The organism is Streptomyces sp. NPDC059355 (assembly GCF_042752335.1).
Taxonomy (GTDB): Bacteria; Actinomycetota; Actinomycetes; order Streptomycetales; family Streptomycetaceae; genus Streptomyces.
This window is the reverse complement of sequence record NZ_JBHYXN010000057.1, coordinates 1-19967: the sequence shown is the minus strand read 5'-3', so window position 1 is coordinate 19967 and position 19967 is coordinate 1. Positions and strand designations below refer to the sequence as shown.

Here is a 19967-nt window from a genome sequence, read left to right as displayed (position 1 = left end):
GGGCTTGTCTGATGCCAGACCGCTTCACACGGGGCAGTCAGGGACCAGAGAGGACCAGCCACCCATGGCCGTCAACATCCCGCCCACCACAGGCCCGACGAAGACCGAGAAGGTCATGGCGATCATCATCGCCATCCTCAGCGCGATCATCGCCGCCTTCGTCGCCTACATGCTCACCCGCCACGTCGGCGGCACCGCGCTCGTGGGCGTCTGCAGCTCGGGCGCCTCCTTCACGGCCGCGCTGGGCATCGTCGCCTACATCGAGAAGGAGCTCGGCCTCCTCCGACCCACGCACACCCGCAACACTCGACACCCAGCGGCGCTCGGCCCCTTCGAGGGGTACCGAGCGCCGCTGTCTTTTAGCGCCCCCGGGCAGGCCCCACTGGGACCGCCCGGGGGGTGATCAGCTAGGGGCGATGGGTTCCCTTGCGTACGACCTGGGGGTCGTGGCCAGCCTTGCGGTTGCCTGTCTGCGGGTCGATACCGAAGACGCCACCGGCTCCCGTGACGACGTTCAAGCCGCCGAACAGGTAGAGCTGGTCTCCCACCGCGCGGATACTGGGCGGGGTCTGGGACTTGCCTGTGGCGTTGCGGATGGCCAGCCGCGCGGCCAGCAGGGCGTCGTGCGACATGACCGCCCAGCCACTGGCCAGGTGGCCTTTGTCGAACTCCTGTCCGTGGTGGGCAGTGGTGAACTCGGTGGCGAAGTCGAGGTACAGCGTCTGGTCGGGATTGGCGCTGTCCGCGAGCTGGCCGGGGTCGGCGAGCGGGACGTAGAGGACGGAGATGGGGGCGCCGGCGTCGTTCAGTCCCTCGATCTTGGGGTTCAGGGTGGCGGCGTCGGAGCCGGTGACCACCGTGATCGGGGTGGTGCGGCACGGGCGGTTGCGCAGCTTCTCGATGAACGTCCCCAGGTACGTCGCGCGGCCCGCGTAGAAGACCACGTCGATCTTGGGGTTGCCGCACATGTTGTTGGCGATGGTGGTCAGGCTGCTGTCCTCCGCTTCCTGCTCGACGGTGAAGTTGAACGCGAGGCCTCCCGTATCCAGGTAGGGCTGCAGGCCCATATCCGGGTTGCGGATGGCCGCTTCCATGGACTGCGTGTAGAAGTCGGGTTTTCCGTCCGGGGTCTCCGGCGCGCTGACCAGGGCCCCTGCCTTCATTTCCGGATGCTTGGCCACCTCCTGGGCGAGCGCCTTGAACTGGGTGCTGACGTTGGGGGCCACCCGCACCAGGCCCGGAATCGGGGCGCCGTGGTCGATCGCACCGCTCTTGTCGAAGCCGTCGGCGGTGATCACGTCGCCGACCATCGGGATGTGGGCCTTGGACAGCGAGCGCGCTGCGTCGATCGACTGCTGCTGACTCAGGCCCATCCCGGTCACCGCGACGAGCTGGTCATCCCCGCCGGTCATCGCCTTGAGCCCCTCGACGACGCCAGGCCATTCCGACTCGTTGCTGCCGATGTTGGCCAGCACCAGCCGGATCCTGGGATAGGCCTTGTCCTTGTTCGCCTCGTACTGGGCGATGAAGGCCCCCTCGACCTGATGCAGCGCGCGGTCGCCCGTCAGGCTCTTGCTCCCCTTGGTCAGCGGGGCCATCAGCGCCACCGTGACGTAGCCGCCCTCCTTCACCACCGCCCGGTTCTCGGCATCGATCGCGGCCAGGACCGGCTCAAGCTCCCTGCCGAAGACACCGTGTCCGTCGCTGCCGTCGGTGATCCCCGAACACTCACCGCCCAGCACCGTGCGCAGCGCCGGATTCGTGGTGCCGCAATGGTCGCTGTACCACCACAGGCCGCCGCCGACGGCCGGGGCCACCACCGCTGTTGCGGTCAGCGTGACCAGCCAGCGCCGAGGCGCGCCCCGCAGCCGATCGCGCAGGAGCCGGGGAAACGCGGCCCAGCCGAAGGAGCCGGAGGGTCCGGCGTCTTCTTCCTCGATCGCGGCCGGCATGTCCTTCTCCGGGGGCGGTTCGTCCTGCGGCTCGCCCAGGGGGGCCTGGCCGTCTGCCACGGCCTGCCACACCTTCATCCACAGGGCCCGGTCGGCTTCCTCCACCCCGCAGACTCTGAGCAGCTGCTGCACGAACTCCGCCTTCGGGAGCTTGTCCCGGGTCAGGGTCGCCCCCACGGTGCCCTTCGGAAGCGGCAGACCTCCCAGCTCTGCCGCCTTGGCGGCGACCTGGTCCAGCGTCAGCCCCACGGATTTCAGGAGGCTGGTCAGCAGCCCGCGGTATTCCTGGTGGGTTTCTATCCTGTACAGCTGCTCCTGCCAGGCGGCGCCGCCGGGCCCCGTCAGACCGCTCACGCCTCACCGCCGGGGAGGGCCGCGGCGGGCTGGGAGAGCACCGCACTGATCTGGGCGGCCGCGCCGGCCGCAACCGCCACGAGTCCGAACGCGTCGAGCATGGACTGGCCGGACTTCGTGAGGGCGACGACGACGACCGCCACCACCACGAAGACGACTACGCGAAGGCCGCCGGAGAGCGAAGCCGTCCCGCAGGACGGGGTGCCGGCGGCGGACCGGCGGTGACGCCGGGAAGATCGACGAACGTGCATGAGAAAGCCTCCTGGGCGACGTGGTGCATGCCAGGCCCAAGCGGTGCTTTACCGGAGCGCCGCGTTACGGGCCGTGATGGAAAGCAAGCCTGCGGTGATCGGCCAATGCCTGGCAAGCACTTGACCCCACCGGAACGTCCAGCCGCCAAATCCGTTCCCAGCAAGGGGTGTTCCGCGCCCGGACGCTCCCGATTCCGGCGCCGTTCACGCGGGTCCGACCGGTGCCACAGCCGGTCTGCGGGCGTTCCGTACACGGCCCCCACGGGGTACCGTCCAGGACGCCGGCCTGGCCATTCACCCTTCGGAACAGGGCGGAACGGCCTAACGATCTTGCTATTGGCCTCCGGCCGTGATGAGACTGAACGTGTGCAGCCGCTCTCAGGGGCGGCCGCGGCCGTGAAAACCCCGTCAAGTCCTCCTGGGCCAGGCGCGGACCCCACGGACATGAGAGGGCCCCTGTTACCGGCGGGGGCCCTCTTCCGTACACGCTCCGCAACCACCCCCCGCCTTCCGAACAAGCCCCGCGGAACCCGCCGATCGCACCGACCACACACGCCCCAGGCCCCGGCTCGGTCAGCCGACTGAGCAGCCAGCTGACCGAGGGCCCTCAGAGCCACCACATCCCCGACCGGCCAGACCGCCTCTGAGCTGAGGCAGTGGGACATGTGTCAGGTGTCGACCTGTGACTCTGGCCGTCCGGCCAGGTCCCGGGCTGGGGTTCGGTCAGTCGCGGCGGTGCAGTCGATCCCGCTCGGGGTCAGCCCTCCGGAGGCTTGCCGCCGCTCCACCGGTGGAGCCGTGCGGCGCCTTGGTGACCCTGGATAAACTGCCCGTCGGGACCTTCGGGCCCTTCGCACCGATCCCGTACCGGGTCAGGCACACGTCACGGCCGGTCGCACCGCGCTCGCATTCGCCGGCGGCGACGAGCTTGCCGGTCCAGGTGAGCGCGATGTTGAAGATGGGTGCAGTGCACTGGTAAGACGTGCCCCCTCAGGTGTGCACCCTCCGAGAGGACACGCTTCCCCCTGTTCCGCAGCAGCCTGTCGGTCCGCATCTGGCCGGATGGCGGACAGAGAGCAGGGCGGCCCTCCCCTCACTTGGGGTGGAGGCCCGCCCTCGCTCCTGTCCACACGCCCACGCCAACGAGGACGTCAGAGGAAGCTTCGCCGCTTTCTTGCTAGTCGGAGCCATTGCTGATCAGAAAGCGCAGCGGAGGAAGGGCGGCGAAGGCCGAACTCACGCCGACGGCGGCGGCGAGGGGTACGGATTCGAGGTTTAGGTAGCCCAGCGTTCCGGTGACCGCGCCGATGAAGAGACAGATCAGAACAGTGAGCCACGTGCGCAGAGTCACCAGAGTCCGCTCGGTGGCGGCAGGAGACTCCGGCATCGGCGGCGGGGTCTGGCGATGCCGAAGGTTCGCAATCTTGATGCGTGTCACCGTGTGGTGCCAGATCAGGGTGCGCTCCTCCTCCAAGCCGCAGGCCATGAGGAAGATGTGCAGCCACTCTGTGGTGGGCAGCTCGTCCCCGTTGAGGACGTGTGAAAAGGTCGCGCCGGAGATCGGGTACGAGCGCCGGCTCCGCTTCTCCAGATCCCTGAGGGTCAGTCCCCTGTCCGCGACCAGCTCACGCATCACGGACAGGACGTCCTTGGGGGTCGTACACAGGGCCAGGGCCGTGTGCATGCGGTCCACCGTCGGGCTGGTCACCCGCTGCAGCTCGTCGTTCTGGTGCGCCTCCATGAACTGCTGTACGAGGGCGAGCAGGCCGTCGGGCGGAGCCGGTATGGGTGTGGAGGAATCAAGGGCCGCCCGCGCCCGTCGGGAGCGGGACCTGACCAGCGCGTTGCCCTCGTTCTTCTCGCGGTCCTCCGGCTCCGCCTGCTGGATCACGAGCACCTCGGCGCCGGCCAGGTTCACGTTCCTGCGTGCTTCCTCGCCAGCCACGCGGGCAAGCGCGTTGCGGTGGATGGTCCGCCACGTCCGCAGATCACCGTTGTAGCCGCACCCGCGGACGAAGGCCTCGACCATCTCCCACTTCGGCACGTTCTTTCCGGATGCCGCCGTGGACAGGGCCGCAGCGGAGTAGTGCGACGTGGAGGCCAGCTCCTTGTAGGTCAAGTTGCTGCGGCGCCGGAGCGCCCGCAGTTCGCGGGCGAGCTCCGCCACCTCCATCGGCACGTCCGGGGAGATCTCATTCTCAGGACGCGCCACGACGTCCCTCCACCTCCTGGAGGCCGGCGTCACGCTCGTGCAGGCGCCGCACGAACCTCTGGGCTCCCCGGTGCAGGTGCCGGTGGCCGGCGTGCCGGGGCTCGGCCGCCGGGCGCGGGGAAGGTGCAGGCTGCGCCATAGTGACCGGCGTCCCGTGGCGCTGCACGCATCGCGCGTATCCACGGTGGCCGCGACGGTGCTCGCGGGGGCGGATTCCCGCGGTGGCTTCGGAGGCGTTGCCTGCTTCTGCGGGCTCGAGGGGCGGCCTGGCGGGCTCGACTGCCGGGTCGTCGGCGTTGGCGACGTACTGCAGAAGGACGTCGCCGACGGCTCCCGCGACGACGGCGCCGATCGTCATGCTCGTTTCGGGGTCGGCTCCGAGCGCGTGGGCGGTGAAGCCCGCTGCGGTGCCGGTTGCTTTCGCCGCGGCGGCGGCCATGACGGCGCGTCGGCGCTTCTTCGGGTGAGACATCTCAACTCCTGTGCGAGGGGCTCTTTGTGCCCGCTCGGTTAGAGGGTGGATGTGAGCGAGGGCGCCCCCAAAGTGGGGGCGCCCTCGCTCAGCCCTCGCACGGGTGGCTTCCGTGCCGGGGGTGTAACTCGGCCTGAGTGCATATTCAGTTGCTGCGAACCTGGCCACAGGCCCGACTTACAGGAGCTCCAACTCCTGTCCGCCGGGGTGGAGGACTGTGGTCCTCCGAGGCTTCCGCGCGCGGTAATCAGTCTGCCCCATGGGGTCCTCACCAGGACACGGGGACAACCTCTGCTCACGAGGTTGTGAACTCGTGAACAACCCGCCCCACCACGACACGCGGGTCCCACTTACGACATGAAGAACGCCGATCTGGTAGAAGCGGCCGCGGGCATTCCAGGCCTACGGATCGCCTCTTGAGCGCCGTCAGGCCTACGGAGTAACGAAGAAACCCGCAGAATTGACCAGCCGAGACCACTCTCGCGAGGGAAGAATCCCAGCTCAGAGGTATTGTTGAGTTGTTGTGGTTCTTCAGGCTTGCGTGACGTCCTGCTCAGCAAGCCGCGAATCGCGATACATGACCCCCCGCGGCACGCCACCATGGGGACGCGGTTCAGCTCCAACTGACCGCAATACAAGAGGCATCTCATGGCCTGAGTGCACCTTGAAGGCCCCCCGCTTCGGCGGGGGGCCTAAAACGTTCCGCCAGACCCCCTTCGCGAAACAAGCGCTTCGCCCGCTTCATCCAGGTTCACCCTCTGCCGGTCGTCATCTGTGAACAACCGGCAGTCCACCTCTCACACGAAACGCCATCTGTGATCGAGGTCACCCGCCTGCGTGGCACATTCGGGCCACTCGAATCGAACGATAGTTCCCTATTTCGATTATGAGTTCGCATCAGGGTCGGCGCCCCTCACTTTCGTCCCATCCGGGACGGTTCTCGTGAGCACGCAGAAGTCGTTCATGACGCAGACCTGGCGCCCGCTCAAAGCCGGTCATCAAAGTGCGCTCGCGGGGCGTTCCCATGACGGCGGGTCGGAAGCCGATCTCCACGTAGCCGGTATCCCGCAGCCCCACCACCGGGTGCGGGCGCGGAGCCCTTCCGGCGCCGTCGGCGGGGTGATGACGGCCCGTCGACAGCCTGCGCCTGCAGCTCCGCCCCGCGCGCACCGATGTCCTGCCAGTCCATGTGGCCTCCGACGGAGCCATTTTTCACCCTTTTCGGACGGTAAGACCTGTGTCTAGGGCGGGGCTGCTCAACCAGACGAGGCTTATGGGACAGACTGCTTATGCACACCGAAGTAGCCGGTCCGCTCGCGGGCCGGTGAAGCGAACGGAAGGCCTTCAATGGCAAAGATCCATGTGGTCGCGAACCGCAAGGGCGGCGTGGGGAAATCGCTGATCTCCCTGAACCTGGGCGCGGTCTGCGCCGATGTGGCGGGTCCACGGGGTGACGGATCCCCCTCGGTCGCGGTCGCGTCTGCCGACCCTCAGGGCACGTCCCTGTGGCGGGCGGCACGGCTGGTCGACCAGCCCTTCGACGTCCTCGACATCTCCGGCGACCTGGAGAACATCCAGCTCCTCAAGAAGCTCCCGTACAGCCACATCTTCGTGGACACCCCGGGATGGGCCGAGATCACCCCGGAGCAGTACGAGGCCGGTGAAGACCCGCTCGGTGACGACCGGTACGGTCGGCTCCTGACCGCGCTCCTGGAGCAGGCGAACGACGTCATCGTGCCGATCCTGACCGAGCCCGACTCCTTCGAGCCGACGTGGCAGACGATCGAGTGGGTCCTGAAGCCCCGCGGGCTGTCCTACCAGGTGGTCATCAACAACTGGCCGCCGGCCGAGGGCCAGGCGTACGTGGATGGCACCCGTGCGTTCTGCGAGAGCCACGGCTGGCCGGTCGCGCGGACGGTCATCCGCCGGTACCGCGTGCACACCAACGCGACGCGCGTGGTCACCCAGTACAACAACAACCGGGTCGAGCTTCAGGCCCGGGAGGACTTCTACCGCTTCGCCCTGGAGCACGGGCTGCGGGGCGCGAGCGGCCGGCTGGACGAGATCGAGGCGGGCGTCTGATGGCGGGGACACGCACGAGCATCGCCGAGCAGTTCAGCAGGACCGCGGTGGGCACCGGGGTGGCACCGGAGAAGCAGACCGTCCAGCCGCAGGTCCGCCGGGAGGCCGAACCCCAGATCCCGGTGTTCCGCATGCCGGCGAGTCAGGACCGTGCGGAGCGGCTGGCGCACTGCCAGGGCGCCATCACGTGCGCCGATGCGTGGGCGCAGACGGCGACTGAGGCGATCCAGCAGCAGTACCTCCTCATGGTCAGCGGCGCCTATGAGCTTGTCCGTGAGGAACGGCTCTGGGAAGACAGCGGCCTGGGCTCCTTCGACGCGTGGGGCAAGGCCCTCAACGGCCACGGCGCCGACTACATGAACAAGGTCATCCGGATCGGCCCGGTCGTGCGGGCACTGGCGCCGGTGACCAAGCGCCAGCTCCAGGAGAAGCCGTTGCGGCCGCTGGTGTCGGTGCAGCGCGATCACGGTGACGACGCCACCCGCGCCTGCTGGGTTGCGGCAGAGGAGGCAGGCGACCTCACCTATCAGGGGTTCTTGAAGGCGGCCGTCATGCTCGGCTTCAAGGTCGAGGTCGAGTCCCAGCCTCGGCCGTCGGCCGCCGCGATCGACCCGGCCAGGCTCAGCCTCGCCGCCCTGCGCCGACTGAGCACCAGCGACCCGGACCGGGCCCTGGAGGCGTGCAGCGAGCTGATGCGCGAGCTGACCGCGCTCAGTGCAGAGATCTCCCAGCGGAGCGGGCAGCCGGACGCGTGAAGACCCCAGGAAGACCCCGGGTCTTTTCGTCCAAGTGACGGGAAGACCCGGGGTCTTCCTCGCGAAGACCCCGGGGGCTTCCGGGGAAGACCCCCGGCCTGTGGTGGGATGGAACAGCAAGGCCCGCAGCGATTCGAGCGCTGCGGGCCTTGTCCGTGCGTGGCGGAACGGGGGCCGGTCAGCCCGTGTAGCCGGATGCGATGAGCTCGGCGGCCGCCTGCCGGCGCTCGCTCGCGACGGTACGGCCCACGCCCAGGAGCGTCTCGACATCCGCGAGCGGGACGACCTTCTGGTCGCCGCCGGCGGCGAGAATCATCCGGGCCACCTTCCGCTCCGCCCTCTCGCGGGCAGACAGGCGGGCGGCGTCCTCAGCCTCCTGCGCGGCCAGCTCGGCACGAGCGGTGGCCTCACGGTGGACGGCGGTGAAGCGGGCGGCGTTCGCCTCCCGCTCCGCCAGAGCGGCCGCATCCGCGCGCGCCTCCTTCCCAAGCCGGTCAGCCTCGGCGACCGCCCGGCGGTCCTCGGCAGCCTTTCGCTCCACCGCATCGGCCTCCGCCGTTTCGAACGCCGCCTTCCGCCGGTCCTCGGCGGCGCTCCGCCGGGCCGCCTCGGCGCGGGCCTGAAACTCGGCCTCAGCCGCGCTCCGTTCGGCCTCCTCCTCGCGCTCGGCGGTGCGCTCCGCCTCACTCGCGGTGCGCTCCGCCTTCCGGCGGGCGGCCTCCGCCGCAAGCTGCGCGGCGTGCGCGGCAGCCTCGGCCTCCGCCGCTGCGGTCGCCTCCGCGGCCTGTGCCTGCGCCTTGGCTGCCGCCTCGGCCGCGCGGGCCTCCGCTCCGGCCGCGGTCGTCTCCGCCCCGATCCGGTGCTCCGCCGTGGTCACCGTTGCGCCGATTTCCATGCGCCGTACCTTGGCTGCGGCCCTCCGCTCCTCCGCGTCGAGTGCGCGCTGCTCCTCTCGCTCGGCGGCCTCGGCCTGACCGGCGGCCTCGGCCGCCTTCCGCGCGTCCTCGGCCGCCTTCTGCTCCTGGGGCAGGGCCAGCGCCTGATCGACGCTCAGGCCGAACGGAGCCATCGTGAACGGCAGCAGCGCCTCGGCGCCGGCCGCCTTCTTCCAGGCCCGGCCGTGCTTGTGCTGGAGCCACGCCCGGTAGACGGTGCGCTCCTTCTCCATGGCCACCATCTGCGCGTACGAGGTGATGCCCCACAGCTTCATGCGCCGGTACAGAGCTGGGGTGGCCAAGGGAGCGAGCACCCACCGGTGCAGCGGTACCTGGTCGGACTCGATACCCAGGCGCACCCGGGCGGTCTTGATGACCAGAGCGCGGGCCGCTTCCACCGTGGCCACGAACAGGACCGGCATCACCGCGTGCATGCCGGCCGCCACCGGGTCCTCCACGATCCCCTTCTCGCCCGAGACGGCGTTGAAGGCGATCGTCGCGAACGTGAGCAGATGCGCGATGAACCGCAGGCCCGGCTTGGGGGTGCGCCGCCAGGCCAGGACCAGGTCCAGGCCGTACATCACGATGATTCCCGCATCGACGCCGATCGGGAACCAGGGCGCAACCGCCCCGAATCCCTTCGCTTCGGCCAGGGCGCGCACGGCGGTGTACGAACCGGCGAACCCGATGGAGGCGATCACCAGACCGCCGAGCGTGGAGCCGATCACGACCGCGCGCATCGCGGCGGCGGAACGGTCCTTCGCCACCGGCGGAGCGGCAGGCGCCTTCACCGGAACCGTATCCGCGCTCACCGGAACGGAGCCCGGTTCGGCGGAGGCGGGCGGATCGGGCACCGGCGAGGCCGGGCCTGTCACCGGAGCCGGGACGGTGTCCGGCTCGATGGTGGTCGTCATGTCTCTCCTTCTGCTGAGGATGCCGGGGCCGGGCGGGACCGGAGTCCCGCCCGGGTGGTGCTGGTGCCGCGGTGGCGCTGCCCATCCTCGTGGGGCGCCTTCCCGCAGCCCGAGGGGGCGGCCGTCAGTCGAGAGCCGCGGCACGGGCACGCAGCTTGGCGGCCTTCTGGCGGGCGCGGTCGGCGCGTTCGCGGGCCAGGGCCCGCTGGTCGGCGCCGCGGCACACGTCGGCGGCGGCTTCCTCGTGCATCTTGACCTCCTCGTCGGCGCGGGTGGCCCGGATGTCGAGGCTGGCGGCCAGCAGCTGGCGGGCGTTGGCGTCCTGGTCGTACACGGTGATGTCCTCTCGTCGGTGGGGACCGGGAGCCGGTCCGGGTGGGGTGGGCGCGGTGGCATTGCCCGCCGGGCGGGTGCTCTTCCGCAGTCGGAACGCCGGCCGGTCAGTTGCCGGACAGGTGGGCCGAGACGTCCGCGGCAAGGGCGGCGGCCGCGTTGTTCGCGGCGTTCAGTACGTCGGCCGAATGCTGGGCCTGCTGTATGGCCTGGGCGTTGGCGGCGCGGGCGGCTTCCATGGCGGCCGCGGCGGCCTGGCGCTCGGCGTCTCCCATCACGCACCCCCGAGGAGCAGGGCCAGGAGCCGGATCGTCCAGGCCCCGCAGCGCAGGCACCGGTACTCCCGGCCCGACGTGTCGCTCTTCATGCGCCGGCCGTGGCACCTGGGCGCGGTCGCCCGGCTCATCGCCGACCCCACCGGCGGCCACCGCTGCTGTCGTTGTCCTGGCCCGGCTCCGGCTTGGCCTCGGCCTTGAACCAGCCGCCGCGCGACGCGCTGTACTCGGTGGCGTGGCGCTCGCGGTCGGCGTCGCTCTGGCCCTCGGCCAGCTCGCTCTGGGAGATCGTCTTGCGGAATGCCATGATGTGGCTCCGTCTCTCGTGAGGGATGGAACCGGGCGCCCCTTGCTCTTCCGCCAAGTTGATCGGGGGCGCTCGGCTGTGTCTGGGGCCGTCTGGCGGCTCCCCTCGACCCGCCCCCGGGCGTGCGACGCGGGGGCGGGCGGGCAGCGGGCAGACGGTGGTGCGGCTACTGACGAGCTACTGGCGAACGGCTACCGACGCCCCCTCGTCAGTAGGGGTACAGCGCTCTGACCTGCACTCGTCTGTAGAAAACGCGCTCTACGGACGGCTACTGGCGGCCGTCTGTAGCGGCGTAGCGGGTGTGCGGGGGGCGGCCGATGGCCTCGACGACGCCCATGTCGGTCCACTCCCGCAGCCACCCGCCGACCGTGGTCGCGGGGACGCCGACCGCGTCGGCGACGGCGGCGCGCTTGATGCCGTCAGGGCCGGCGTCCCGGATGACGTCGAACGCGCGGGCCCGCTGGAGCGCTCCGGCCGCCACCGGCGCAGGCCCGGGTACGGGGGGTGCCGCCTGCTCGAGCCAGCCGTCCAGGACCGACCAGTCGGCCTCCGGCGCGGCCACCGCGGCCGGGGCCGGGACGGCCGTCGGGCTCGGTGCCTGCGCCGGAACTGCTGCCAGCGGCGGGGTGGGGGGCTTGGCGCGCAGCGCGCGGACCATGTCCTGGACGGCCGCCATGTCGGCCCCGTCCAGCCACAGGGACCGGACGGTGGAGATGCGGCCCTCGGCCAGCAGCAGGCCGGAGCCGCGCTGTTCGGGGTCCAAGAGGTGCGCGGAGTAGCCGCGCCCGGCCATGCCCTTGCCGAGGATGGTGTTCGACTCGTCGGCGCCGGTGGCGTACATGCACCACCGCCACACGACGTTCGAGGTGACCAGCCGGTCAAGTACCCCGGCGGTGGACAGTTGCGTGGCCAGGATGAGCACGATCCCGAACGCCAGCCCGCGGGCCGCCAGCTCGATCAGCGCCTTGGTGATGCGCTTGCCGTACTTCGCGTCCAGCGTGAACGCGGACACCTCGTCCACTACGACCACTTCGAGGGTCAGGCCTTCGGTGCCGACCAGGTCGGGGCGCTCTGCGAGCGATTCCACCCCGATGGCGGCCAGACGGCCGGCCCGCTCGCCCATCTCCGCCACCAGGGATTCGAGGCGCTTGGCGAGCTGCTTGGCGCGCTTGTCGGGGTCGTAGATGTAGGAGTCAGTCAGGCCCTTCCACCGGTGCTGGCCGGGGTACTTGCCGTCCGCCAAGTGCAGGCGCACCCGGGCGTCCAGCAGGCACCCGGCGATGATCAGGCGCAGGACGGCGCCCTTGCCGGAGCGGGAGGAGCCGCCCAGCAGGATCGACACATCCCGCAGCCGCAGGTACAGCAGCCGCCCGAACGCGTCGAACGCCACCGGGATGCCCTGCTCCCACACGTCGACCCCGCCGAGCATCTGCGCCGTGCACAGCATCGGCTGGGCGAACGGGTCCACGGTGAAGCCACTGACCCTGAGCGTCTTGTCGTCCGCGCCAGCCACCTGCTCGACGTGCAGGCGTGCCCGGTCCAGCCCGAGTTCCCCGCCCAGGTTCTTCCGGGCGGCCACCACGTGGTCCACCGTGGCGCCGGTGTCATCCGGGAGGCGGACCACGGCCGTCCACCGCTGGGCGGTGACCTCCGGCACGGCCAGGAGCGTGACCTGGGTGCCGCGCGGAATCACCCGGCACGCGCCCAGCGCCCGGGACAGGGCCAGCACCAGGTCCTGCCCGCCCTCCACCCCCGTGCCCGTCCCGCCCGGAGCGGCCGTGACGGGGGCGGTAGCGGGCATGGGCGGTACCGACGGAAGGCCGGCCGCCGCAGCCACGACCGGGGCCACGACCGGAGCGGGGGCAGCGCCCGGGACGGCAAGGACCATCGGGGTCTCGGCGATCAGGTCGGCCGGGACGGGGCGCACGGTCAGGTCGAACGCCTGCAGGCCGCGCGCCCAGGAGGTGAGCACGCCCAGCACGGCGGCGGTCGGCCCGGTCCACCACGCGCCGGCCACCGTGGCGGCGGTGATCCCGGCGGCCGGGGCCGCCAGGACCGCGCACCGTGCAGCGGCGATCCGGCGGCGCCGGTGGCGCACCTGACCGGGGTCCAGGGCGGGCACGGTGAACTCGCCCAGGGCGCGCAGCGCGGCGGTGTGCCGCTCCGCCTCCTTGGTGGCCGCCTTGAGTTCGGCCTTGGCGGCCGGGGTCAGGCCGCCGTCCTCCTCGGCAATCCGGTGCAGCTTGGTCGCCTTCTTGCGCGCCTTGAGGACCAAGCGGCGGTGCTCTTCCAGAGCCTCCTGGTGGGCCTCGGCGCGCTGCTTGATGATCCGGCGGAACAGTTCCTCGTTGGATACGGTGTGCCCGCCCGCCCAGTGGGCGAGGAACAGGGCCAGGTGACGGGCGCCGGACCGCGTCCGGCGGGCGGGGCGCTGGCTCATCCGATCAGCACCTCCCCGAGCCACGACAGCAGCGGGACACCCAGCATCGAAGCCCAGCCGCCGATCGCGGCCGTGATCCCCCAGGTGGCACCGGTCAGTGCGCCGGACAGGGCCAGGCCGCGCTCCTCCCAGCCCTTGGCGAACCAGATGAACAGGGCCAGGCCGATGATCATGCAGAACGCGAGCCAGGAACCGGAGTAGGACAACACCTCGCCGGTGGAGAGCGGGACCGCGCCGGCCCCGGACTGCCCGACCGCGACATCCCCGATGTTCTGCCCGAGTTCGTTGCCGGTGCCGGTGAACCCGCCGCTGATCTGCCCGAGCAGACCGCCGGTCACCGCCGAGGCCATGACCATGGTCAGGGCGGCGCCGCCCCACGGGAGCCACACCTTGCGCTTCTTGAGCGCCTTCAGGCTGCGGCCCTTGGAGTAGTAGACCCACATCGCCGTGACCACGGCGAGGGAGAACCCGAACGCAGCCCCGGCCCGGGTCACGACGTGCGTGAACGTGATCAGATCCATCGGTCAGGCCCCCACGATCCAGGCCGCCACCAGGTGACGGGTCGGTCCGGCGATCAACGTTCCGCCCACAGCGGCCACCAGCAGCGCCGCAGACACCCATCGACGCACCCGCCCGCCCGTCGCCGCGCCCACCGCGGCAATCCCGGCGCCCAGCACCCCGGCCGCCCAGGCCGCGTCCACCGACACCTGCGCCGCGAGCGGCACCGTGACGCCCTGCGCCCACCAAAGAGCCGGCAGCACGCCCAGACCGGCCACGGCCAGCGTCCGCACCGGACGCACCCGCCGCACCGCAGCCCGCACCCGCTCCCAGTCGATCGCATCGTCAGCCGACGACGCCCGGTCCGCAATCGAGTCCACCGGCGCGTACACCGGGTCCGACCACAACTCGTTCAACCAGGCGTCACGGTCGTGCTCTTCGACGCGCTGTTCCGGCACCACGGCCAGATACGGACCCTGCGACCACCAGGACGGCATCCCGCCCTGCCCGGTCACAACTCCACCCCGAGCGCCCGCAGGCCAGCACGCACCCGCAGCTCATCCCCACCCAGATCCAGCGCCTCCGGCGCCGCCTGGGCCGGCGCGTGCCGCGCCGTGGTGCAGAACCCGGACGGCAGAAGCGTCCGCGTCCGCACCACGGCGCGGCACGCGCCGCGCTGCACCCGCCACCTGCGTAATACCTCTGTCACCATCACCACGTCGGTACTCCCTCGTGATCACGTCGGGTCCGACAGCGGCACAGGTGCTACACCTGGGCCGCTCTGCCCGGCCGGTGTCCAGACCTGCCGGGCAGTCTGCGTTCACGCAGGTCAAACAGCGTTTACGCAGGTCGATAAGCGTGCTGACAGGCCCCAGTTGCTCTCGCTCCGGGTGGTCCGCCAGCACGCCAAACAGTAGACCACTAGCGATAGAGAGCGCTAGTGGTAGCGCTGTAACTGTGCGTGGTTTAGCCTCAGAGGTGCACCGCTGCACTCGCGGGGAGTGCGGCACTAGCCAAAGGAAGGGTCTGAAATGCCCGAGACAGCCGGTTACGCGGAGATCGCCGCGTACTACCGCAAGCAGATCCAGGACGGAGTGCTTAAGCCGGGCGAGACCATGCCGTCGTTGCGGCAGGTCAGCGAGCACTTCGGCGTGGCCCAGACGACCGCCAACAGGGCGTTTCGCGTACTCAAGCAGGAGGGGCTGACTCTCCCCAAGGCGGGCGTCGGAACGATTGTCGCTGGCCCAATCAGCAACAACATCGCGGCCCGGGTGCGCCTGCACGAGACGACCGGCAGCGCTTTGGCCGGCGGTGAGACCTCGCAGATCCTGGAGGTCGGCACGGTCGGCGCGGACGAAGTGGTAGCGCCGCGTCTTGATGTGGCTCACGGCACGCCAGTGCATGTCCGTCGCCGTGTAGTCAGCCGGAACGGCGTGCCCGTGCACGTCAGCAGCTCGTACTACCCGGCTTACGTGATCGCTGTCACGCCGGAACTGACGGAACTGGTGTCCACCGGCGGGTCTCGTGAACTGGCGGCAGAGCGACTGGGAAGCGACCAGGACCACGTCCTGGAAGAAGTTACCTCTCGTTACGCTACGGAATCCGAAAAGGCAGCTCTAGGTCTCACCGCCGGGGAAGTCATCGTGACTCAGGTGGTACGGACGGTTTACCTGACCGACGGTCGAGTAGTGGAAGTGGCCGTCAAGGTTGCCGGAGGAGCAACCATTCTCCGATGGGCCACTTCCTTGAACTCTCGGACTGCTTCGGAAAACCCTGAATAAGCCGATACCGCAATGCGAGAAATCCGTAATTCACGTGCAGATTCGAAGCATGCATCGGTCTTGCACGCGACTGAACGGATATGTGACCCCGCCGCATTGCCCAGAGGAACCGTCAGAAGGTGAATAACCCGGCCCCCATGAGCCGGGGTGCGGGAGCATGGCCGCACAACGCAGCGAGCCCCGCCGGTCGGCGGGGCTCGACAGGTCCATCCCAGGGTTCGCGGCCCTGGTCTGGAGAGGCGCAACATCACAGCAAGAGGTTGGAGGTGCGCTCACTGATGAGCGTACGTGTAACAGCAGGCCGGGCACCACATGGTGTCGGTCACGACGGCAGGTCCACCCGAGCGGGGGTGGGTCGGTGAGCATGTATCCGGTCCTGTGGGCCATCGATCATGCCCCGGTCAACGATGCCGAGGAGCGGGCGATCCTGGTGGCCCTGGTGGTCAAGGGCGATTTCGACGGGATGAACTGCTTCCGGTCGTACCCCACCCTGGCCGCGGCTGCGCGGGTGGACGCGAAGACTGCCGGCCGGAGGTGTCGCGCGATGGAGTCTCGGGGGATCCTGCGCCGCCAGACCAAGCACCAGTCACGGACGTGGCTGTCCATCCCCAAGGAACAGCGACCCGTGATCTGGGAGGTCATGATCCCCGCCGAGTGGTGGAGTGCCGCGCAGCTGGAGTCCATCAATGAGCAGCGCGCGAACCTGGGTCGCCATGCGCTCACGCCGGAGAATCGGCCGGTCCTGGTCCCGGCTCCTCCCAAGAAGGTGCGGGCGGACAAGGGCGTGAAGCGCCCGAAGAAGACCTCCCCGGACCCCGCCCCGGGGACTGATAGTCCCCGGGGCAAAGCAGACATTCCGGCGAGGGGGGTAGGGACTACAAGTCCCTACCCCAGGGACTACAAGTCCCTACCCCAGGGACTACAAGTCCCCCAACCTTCTGAGTCACCTTCTGAGTCACCATCCGAGGACAAGGAAGCGCCTGCGGCGCGAGCCGCTGGTGACGCCCGTAGGGCTAGTGCAGGTAGTAGCGCGCGTGCTAGCGCGAGCGGCTCCGCCGCGTCCGACGGCGCCGAAGCGCCGAAGCGGGGGTCGGCGGCGGGGACGGGCTCTGCGGTGCCCCGAATGACGCTCACCCCCGAGCTAGCGGCAGCGGTGACCACCGTGACGGCGACTTGGCCGCTAGAGCTCGCTGCCCTGCTGCCCAGCTACAGCCACAACCTGCACCCGATCCAGCAGGCGGTCCGAGACGCGCTTGACGGCGGCCGGACCGCAGAACAGTTGGCGGAGCGGGTGCGGCGGCGGTGGTGGAACCACGGCTACGCCATGGACGCGGCCGAGGGCGGCAAGGGCATCGGCTCCGCGGTCGGCGTGGCGGTCGGCCTGGTGCGCCCGTCCACGGACTGCCCGGACCCGATGTGCGAGGACGGTGCCCGGATCCATGTGGGGCCGACGGATGTCTGCCCGAAGTGCGAGGAGCGCCGGGCGGAGCGCCGTGCCGCGCGGCGGCAGGGCCTGGTGCCCGGTCCCCGGGAGGCAGGCCCGGCCGTGGTGTGGTGGGACTGCGAAGGCGAAGGCTGCGACGCGACGGGGAAGGGCACCCGGCCCGAAGACGGCCTGTGCTGGGTCTGCCACGACCGGGCCGAGGCCGAGGCGATCGAGCGGGCCACGGCGCCCCTGCGGGCCCAGAGGGACACGGAGTACGCCGTCGAGGCCGAGCGGGCCAGGGCCGCGGTCCGGTGGAACGCCATGGTGGACGACGCCTACGCCGAGCATGCCGAGCGGGAAGTGGCCAAGGACGCGGTGTTCCGTGCCCGGCGGGCCGCCGAGGCGGAGGAGACCCGCCGGCTGCGCGAGCAGCTGGCCCGGGAGCACCCGGAGTTGGCCGCCTACGCCCAGCAGTCGCAGGACCAGCCCGCCACTGCCCCGTTCTAGCCGCTGTACGCCCCGCTGAGCGCCTCGCAGCCCGTTTCGGCCCCTCCGGTCGCATCGGTTCCTGAAAGTCGCTCAGCGGGGCGCCTGTGGCTCTTTGTTGCAGACGATGTTTGGTTGACGGTTCCTCACGGCCCCGCCAGCACCCGCCTGCACACCCCTCCCGTTCCCGCCCTCCACCCCCTCCCCGATAGAAAGTCTGGCTGGTCACCGGCTGCAATTCGGGGGCTGACCTGGGGAGATGCGGCCGGGGCCGCGGAACCGTTTCCCCTCTTGTTCCCCCCCAGGAGTACCCCCCCATATGTCCCCCTTTGATTCCCCCTGTCTTTCCCCCTCGGTGTGCACGGCTCCGGTGCCTGGTCCCCGACTCCCGTGATTCCGGGAGTCGGGGCCGACCTGCGGAAACGCTCGCGTTGACCCGGCTCCGGACCGGCTGACACCTGACGTGTCAGGACGGCGCCTGACCTGGGGCGGGGGCGGTCCTGTCCGGCGAGCGGGCTGTCAGCGTCAGCTGTCAGAGCCGAGTCACACGGGCGTGTCACACGGGCCGCCGGGAGGTGTCACACGGAGGTCCTGTCACATGGCTGACCACGGGCGGGCTGCCGAACCCCCGCCCCTGGCCCAGGTGTCACACAGGGGTTCGGCACCGCCGTGGAGCCGCCGGGCGTCCGGGGTTGGGCTGGCCCGGGAGCAGCGGGGGAGGTTCAGCGTGGTTAGGGTCGGCGCAGCCCGTGCCGATATGGCGTGCTCGGGTGAGGCCCGGTGCCCAGAGCGCTCTGGGGGCAGCAGTACCACCGGGCCGCCCAACTCGAGCACGGTGCCTGGGTGGAGTCGGCCAACGCGTGCCGCACCTGGACGTGGTTACGGGTTACCGGTTACAGGCCGAAACGTTGTCCTGGTCGGCTCTGAGCAGCGCGAATCCATGTCCGCCCAACCGGTAACCGGTAACCGCGTCAGGTGTCGCGGGGGGCCTGTCACATGGGGGTTCATTACGGCCGTGGGGCCGATGAACGCCGGCGCCATGGGCGCGCGTGCAGGCGCGAGGCGCGCGTGTAGGGCTTCCCGTCCGGCGCTCTGGGCGGGTACCGGGCGGGGAGTCACCACCGCGACCCGGACCGCCGTGCCCACCGCCGTGGCACCGCCGTACAGGCCGTCCCGCGGCCGTCCCGCGGCGGTGGGTACGGCGGTGGGTACGGCGGTCACGTTGGCCCGGTTGTTCGCCGGTGGTCAGTGGCGGTGGCCTGTCGGCCTGTCGCGTCAGGACAGGCGGGCGTCAGGCTGTGGCCAGGGTTGACGGGTCAGACAGGCCGATTGGGGACCCCCGGGTTTCGGGGGCTGGGTGCCCGATGCGGGGGTGTGACGGGGCCCTGCTGTGACGGCAGGGGGCCCCGCCAACTGGCTCCGGCCTGCGTGGTGGACGTCTGGCCGGGCCGGGTGCGGCCCCGGAGAACGGAAGAGGGCCGCGTGCCATGAGTACCGGATACGGGCCGCCCACTGGGGGATCTTGGGCCGGAGTGTCCGTTCCGCCCCGCTCTCGGCCAGGGCGCAGTCACCGGTGAGTTGGCCGGTGAGGTTCCTGGTGGGTGAGTGGACGATCGGCGGCTGCGCTTCCGGGGCCCAGGATGCGCCGACCGGGCACGGCCGCGGACTGTTCAGTGCGGCCGGTGGCCTCGGTGGCCGGAGTCATCTCGGCCGGCTCGGCCGCCAGACGGGCCCGGGGTCCGGACGTGGCCGGGAAGTTGGTGGCGGGTCGGGGGCCGGTGCCCAGCGGGCGGCGCTCGTTCATCCGGCCAGTCTCGCGGCAGCGCCGTCCGGCCCGCCGACCGGGCTGGAACCGGACCGCACATCAGTCCACCGCTTCACCCGGCCGGGAGCCACTCCTCCCGAAACGCACCCCAAATCCTCACCCCTACACGGTTTATCAACACGGCCACTGAATTCAGTTTCAAGGAATTCAGAAACGAAATCTGAATTCGAATGAGCGACAGATGAATTTCGAGATACATTCCTGATGATGCGTCAGATAGGTGCGTTTCAGTGGCTCCTGGCTCCTGGCCCCAACTTCCGGAGCCCTGTACGCTCCTGTGAGAGACGCTCCACACCTGCTTGACACGGATGGATTACCGCAGGCCACAAGGCCGCAGACGGGCCGTCAGGGCCGCGTAGGCATGCAACCCCAGGAGTCGGCCCAGGGGACCATGCCCACGGCACCCGCACCTGCTGCTGCCAGCTGCCCGCGAAGCGGGCCCAGGGCCAGGGGAGCGCAGCGACCCAGGCCCCGCGGGCCGCGCAGCGGCCGCCCCGAGCGAAGCGCAGCGCAGCCCGCCAAGGGGAAGAGCGAAGCGAATCCCCGCAGGTCAGAGAGCGAAGCGAACTGACTCGGCCGAAGGCGAAGCGCAGGCCGCACCGGCCCGAAGGGCCGGCCACCGGCGCGCAGCGCCGGTGGATCACTTCCAGAGCGCGCAGCGCTCTGGGT

Annotated in this window: 16 protein-coding genes; 5 read left to right on the top strand and 11 right to left on the bottom strand. The window is 70.4% G+C overall.

Annotation, left to right across the window (positions count from 1 at the left end; genetic code table 11):
* The first annotated feature begins 64 nt into the window (after nt 1-64).
* Nucleotides 65-403, top strand: a complete 339-nt coding sequence (locus ACFXGI_RS34615) for a hypothetical protein (protein WP_384715649.1) — start codon at nt 65-67, stop codon at nt 401-403.
* A 4-nt stretch (nt 404-407) separates the two neighbouring features.
* On the opposite strand, the gene ACFXGI_RS34610 is transcribed toward ACFXGI_RS34615, so the two are convergent.
* The 4 genes from ACFXGI_RS34610 to ACFXGI_RS34595 form a co-directional block, all read right to left on the bottom strand.
* On the bottom strand, nt 408-2306 hold the full coding sequence (locus tag ACFXGI_RS34610) for a hypothetical protein (protein WP_384715646.1): 1899 nt from the start codon (nt 2304-2306) through the stop codon (nt 408-410).
* Nucleotides 2303-2557: a hypothetical protein gene (locus ACFXGI_RS34605; protein ID WP_384715643.1), complete on the bottom strand. Its 255-nt coding sequence runs from the start codon at nt 2555-2557 to the stop codon at nt 2303-2305. Before ACFXGI_RS34605 ends, ACFXGI_RS34610 begins: the two co-directional genes overlap by 4 nt.
* 1177 nt (nt 2558-3734) lie before the next feature.
* Nucleotides 3735-4769 carry a helix-turn-helix domain-containing protein gene (locus ACFXGI_RS34600; protein WP_384715641.1) on the bottom strand — a complete coding sequence of 345 codons (1035 nt, stop codon included), beginning with the start codon at nt 4767-4769 and terminating at the stop codon, nt 3735-3737.
* Nucleotides 4756-5241: a hypothetical protein gene (locus tag ACFXGI_RS34595; RefSeq protein ID WP_384715638.1), complete on the bottom strand. Its 486-nt coding sequence runs from the start codon at nt 5239-5241 to the stop codon at nt 4756-4758. The genes ACFXGI_RS34600 and ACFXGI_RS34595 overlap by 14 nt, the downstream gene beginning before the upstream one ends.
* A gap of 1347 nt (nt 5242-6588) precedes the next feature.
* Here ACFXGI_RS34595 and ACFXGI_RS34590 point away from each other — a divergent pair.
* Complete coding sequence (locus tag ACFXGI_RS34590) at nt 6589-7323, top strand: ParA family protein (protein WP_384715635.1); 735 nt, start codon at nt 6589-6591, stop codon at nt 7321-7323.
* Nucleotides 7323-8078, top strand: coding sequence for a hypothetical protein (locus tag ACFXGI_RS34585; protein ID WP_384715633.1), 756 nt, complete (start codon nt 7323-7325; stop codon nt 8076-8078). The genes ACFXGI_RS34590 and ACFXGI_RS34585 overlap by 1 nt, the downstream gene beginning before the upstream one ends.
* 178 nt (nt 8079-8256) lie before the next feature.
* Here the strand turns inward: ACFXGI_RS34585 and ACFXGI_RS34580 are convergent, their stop codons facing one another.
* The 7 genes from ACFXGI_RS34580 to ACFXGI_RS34550 form a co-directional block, all read right to left on the bottom strand.
* Nucleotides 8257-9927 (bottom strand): DUF2637 domain-containing protein, encoded by a 1671-nt coding sequence (locus ACFXGI_RS34580; RefSeq protein ID WP_384715631.1) that lies wholly within the window; start codon nt 9925-9927, stop codon nt 8257-8259.
* Nucleotides 9928-10051: 124 nt separating this feature from the next.
* Nucleotides 10052-10261, bottom strand: a complete 210-nt coding sequence (locus ACFXGI_RS34575) for a hypothetical protein (RefSeq protein WP_384715628.1) — start codon at nt 10259-10261, stop codon at nt 10052-10054.
* Between the two features lie 106 nt (nt 10262-10367).
* Entirely contained in the window at nt 10368-10535 is a 168-nt protein-coding gene (locus ACFXGI_RS34570; RefSeq protein ID WP_384715625.1) for a hypothetical protein, read from the bottom strand.
* Nucleotides 10536-10662: 127 nt separating this feature from the next.
* Nucleotides 10663-10842, bottom strand: a complete 180-nt coding sequence (locus ACFXGI_RS34565) for a hypothetical protein (RefSeq protein ID WP_384715622.1) — start codon at nt 10840-10842, stop codon at nt 10663-10665.
* A 268-nt stretch (nt 10843-11110) separates the two neighbouring features.
* Nucleotides 11111-13282, bottom strand: coding sequence for a hypothetical protein (locus ACFXGI_RS34560; protein WP_384715619.1), 2172 nt, complete (start codon nt 13280-13282; stop codon nt 11111-11113).
* Nucleotides 13279-13803 (bottom strand): hypothetical protein, encoded by a 525-nt coding sequence (locus tag ACFXGI_RS34555; RefSeq protein WP_384715616.1) that lies wholly within the window; start codon nt 13801-13803, stop codon nt 13279-13281. The genes ACFXGI_RS34560 and ACFXGI_RS34555 overlap by 4 nt, the downstream gene beginning before the upstream one ends.
* Before the next feature lie 3 nt (nt 13804-13806).
* Nucleotides 13807-14295 (bottom strand): hypothetical protein, encoded by a 489-nt coding sequence (locus ACFXGI_RS34550; RefSeq protein WP_384715613.1) that lies wholly within the window; start codon nt 14293-14295, stop codon nt 13807-13809.
* A gap of 516 nt (nt 14296-14811) precedes the next feature.
* Here ACFXGI_RS34550 and ACFXGI_RS34545 point away from each other — a divergent pair.
* Together ACFXGI_RS34545 and ACFXGI_RS34540 are read left to right on the top strand one after the other, a co-directional pair.
* Complete coding sequence (locus tag ACFXGI_RS34545; protein ID WP_384715610.1) at nt 14812-15561, top strand: GntR family transcriptional regulator; 750 nt, start codon at nt 14812-14814, stop codon at nt 15559-15561.
* A gap of 1123 nt (nt 15562-16684) precedes the next feature.
* Nucleotides 16685-17494 carry a hypothetical protein gene (locus ACFXGI_RS34540; RefSeq protein ID WP_384715607.1) on the top strand — a complete coding sequence of 270 codons (810 nt, stop codon included), beginning with the start codon at nt 16685-16687 and terminating at the stop codon, nt 17492-17494.
* Nucleotides 17495-19967 lie beyond the last annotated feature (2473 nt).

Bases quoted from the DNA above. Each gene is read 5' to 3' on its own strand.
- ACFXGI_RS34555 (WP_384715616.1), bottom strand. From the start codon at position 13,803: ATGGATCTGATCACGTTCACGCACGTCGTGACCCGGGCCGGGGCTGCG.
- ACFXGI_RS34595 (WP_384715638.1), bottom strand. From the start codon at position 5,241: ATGTCTCACCCGAAGAAGCGCCGACGCGCCGTCATGGCCGCCGCCGCG.
- ACFXGI_RS34615 (WP_384715649.1), top strand. From the start codon at position 65: ATGGCCGTCAACATCCCGCCCACCACAGGCCCGACGAAGACCGAGAAG.
- ACFXGI_RS34570 (WP_384715625.1), bottom strand. From the start codon at position 10,535: ATGGGAGACGCCGAGCGCCAGGCCGCCGCGGCCGCCATGGAAGCCGCC.
- ACFXGI_RS34565 (WP_384715622.1), bottom strand. From the start codon at position 10,842: ATGGCATTCCGCAAGACGATCTCCCAGAGCGAGCTGGCCGAGGGCCAG.
- ACFXGI_RS34605 (WP_384715643.1), bottom strand. From the start codon at position 2,557: ATGCACGTTCGTCGATCTTCCCGGCGTCACCGCCGGTCCGCCGCCGGC.
- ACFXGI_RS34545 (WP_384715610.1), top strand. From the start codon at position 14,812: ATGCCCGAGACAGCCGGTTACGCGGAGATCGCCGCGTACTACCGCAAG.
- ACFXGI_RS34540 (WP_384715607.1), top strand. From the start codon at position 16,685: ATGACGCTCACCCCCGAGCTAGCGGCAGCGGTGACCACCGTGACGGCG.
- ACFXGI_RS34590 (WP_384715635.1), top strand. From the start codon at position 6,589: ATGGCAAAGATCCATGTGGTCGCGAACCGCAAGGGCGGCGTGGGGAAA.
- ACFXGI_RS34560 (WP_384715619.1), bottom strand. From the start codon at position 13,282: ATGAGCCAGCGCCCCGCCCGCCGGACGCGGTCCGGCGCCCGTCACCTG.
- ACFXGI_RS34585 (WP_384715633.1), top strand. From the start codon at position 7,323: ATGGCGGGGACACGCACGAGCATCGCCGAGCAGTTCAGCAGGACCGCG.
- ACFXGI_RS34580 (WP_384715631.1), bottom strand. From the start codon at position 9,927: ATGACGACCACCATCGAGCCGGACACCGTCCCGGCTCCGGTGACAGGC.